This window comes from Klebsiella sp. A-Nf5, from assembly GCF_002810545.1.
Taxonomy (GTDB): Bacteria; Pseudomonadota; Gammaproteobacteria; order Enterobacterales; family Enterobacteriaceae; genus Klebsiella; species Klebsiella variicola.
On the sequence record NZ_PIOG01000036.1, the window covers coordinates 1 to 622 of the forward strand.

2 protein-coding genes are annotated in these 622 nt (G+C 42.1%); both read left to right on the forward strand.

Going from position 1 to position 622, the window contains the following annotated elements; translation table 11 throughout:
• On the forward strand, positions 1-400 hold a 400-nt coding region (locus CWM53_RS04430), incomplete at its 5' end, for a DeoR/GlpR family DNA-binding transcription regulator (protein ID WP_413773712.1).
• Between the two features lie 140 nt (positions 401-540).
• Positions 541-622: hypothetical protein (locus CWM53_RS31820; RefSeq protein WP_227521686.1), on the forward strand; the 82-nt coding region annotated here is incomplete at its 3' end.

Below are 622 nucleotides of genomic sequence, written 5' to 3' on the forward strand. Positions count from 1 at the left end.
GTTAACCAACTCGGCGGAAGCCTTTCACGAGCTGGCGCAGTCGGAAATTAACGTTGTTTCTACCGGCGGTGAGCTGAATAAAAATACGCTGTCGCTGCAGGGAAGAATTACTAAGGAAATTATCAGCCGTTATCACGTTGATATTATGGTAATGAGCTGTAAAGGGCTGGATATGAAGAACGGAGCGCTTGACTCCAACGAAGCAGAAGCGGAAATCAAGAAAACGATGATTCGCCAGGCGACGGAAGTGGCGCTGTTGGTCGATCACTCTAAGTTCGATCGTAAAGCTTTTGTCCAGTTGGTGGATTTTAGCCATATTAATTACCTTATAACCAATAAGGCGCCAGGTGCGGAATGGATAGCATTTTGTAAAGAGAATAATATACAACTTGTTTATTAACTTTATTGCTGTTCAGATTAATATTATTTTAGTTTGCACCTGGGTAATGCCATAAAATTTAATGATGATGGATGGCGCGGCAAAAGTGACTCTGCCGCTGTCGCCATATTTTATATTTTAGCTGAAATTGAGGCATCCAGATGGAACAATGTGACCCTATCGGCGCAAGATTAGACCGCTTACCTTTATCGCGATTTCATTTTCGTATTTTTGGCATCATCA